Genomic DNA, 641 nt, shown 5'->3' with positions numbered 1-641 from the left:
GGGCCGCCAGAACCACCGCGAGACCACTGATGAAACTGCGTCTGCTTGTCATTTCCACACTCTCTGTTGCCCCGCGCCGCAGAACTGGACCGGATCCGACACCATCGCAAACGAGTTAACATCGCCCCCGCCACGAGAAAAACTAGGGCTCGACCAATGAAGCGATCGCACCTTCCGCTGAACGGCTTGCGCGCCTTCGAGGCCGCCGCGCGTCACCTCAGCTTCACCGGCGCCGGGCTCGAACTGCGCGTCACCCAGGCGGCCGTCAGCCATCAGGTCAAAGGCCTCGAAGAGGTTCTTGGCGTCAGGCTCTTTCGCCGGCTTCCGCACGGGCTCGCTCTGAGCGAGGAGGGCGAGGCGCTGCTGCCCGTATTGAGCGATGCCTTCAACAGGATCGGCGTCACGCTCGACCGCTTCGAGGGCGGCCGCTTCCACGACATCGTCACTGTCGGCGTCGTCGGCACTTTCGCCTCGGGCTGGCTGATCCCGAGATTACCTGTGTTCCACCAGGCCTATCCGGATATCGAGCTACGCATCTCGACCAACAACAACCGGGTCAATCTCGCCGCCGACGCCCTCGACTTTGCCATCCGCTTCGGCGACGGCTCCTGGCAGGGAACCGACAACACACCGCTGATGCC

1 protein-coding gene is annotated in these 641 nt (G+C 64.0%); it reads left to right on the top strand.

The features are described from left to right. Positions 1-156 precede the first annotated feature (156 nt). The coding region (locus EN935_RS39180; RefSeq protein ID WP_127374412.1) for a LysR family transcriptional regulator at positions 157-641 on the top strand (485 nt) is incomplete at its 3' end.

Source organism: Mesorhizobium sp. M7D.F.Ca.US.004.03.1.1, from assembly GCF_003998635.1.
GTDB lineage: Bacteria > Pseudomonadota > Alphaproteobacteria > Rhizobiales > Rhizobiaceae > Mesorhizobium > Mesorhizobium loti.
Note: the sequence above shows the minus strand (reverse complement) of the source record. Positions and strands in the feature narration are given on the sequence as shown.